We start from the raw sequence: 608 nt of genomic DNA on the forward strand, positions 1-608 counted from the left end.
CGCCAGTAGCTAAGCCAGCGGCTAAGCAAGCAATCGATGATGCATTGAAAGCTAAAAATGACGCGATCGATGCGAACAACGACTTAACAGCTGAAGAGAAAGCAAAAGCTAAGGAAGACGCTAAAGCGAAAGCTGACACAGCTAAGGAAGCAATCGACAACGCTACGACAAATGATGCAGTAACTAAAGCTAAGACTGCAGGAACAACAAGTGTAGACTCAGTAACTCCAACGCCAGTAGCTAAGCCAGNNGCTAAAAAAGCAATAGACGATGNGCTNAAAGCTAAGGAAGCAGAAATCGATGCGAACAACGACTTAACAGCTGAAGANAAAGCAAAAGCTAAGGAAGATGCAAAAGCGAAAGCAGACGCAGCGAAAACAGCAATCGATAACGCAACAACAAACGATGCGGTAGAACAAGCTAAGACTGCAGGAACAACAAGTGTAGACTTAGTCACTCCAACAGCGCAAGCTAAGCCAGCGGCTAAAAAAGCAATAGACGATGCGCTGAAAGCTAAGGAAGCAGAAATCGATGCGAACAACGACTTAACAGCTGAAGAAAAAGCAAAAGCTAAGGAAGATGCAAAAGCGAAAGCAGACGCAGCGAAA

1 protein-coding gene is annotated in these 608 nt (G+C 44.9%); it reads left to right on the forward strand.

The window, feature by feature from the left end:
* Positions 1-608 (forward strand): DUF1542 domain-containing protein (locus tag D8848_RS10745; protein ID WP_142999031.1); only part of this gene is annotated, 608 nt, incomplete at both ends.

Source organism: Streptococcus mitis (genome assembly GCF_003942775.1).
Lineage (GTDB): Bacteria > Bacillota > Bacilli > Lactobacillales > Streptococcaceae > Streptococcus > Streptococcus mitis_CN.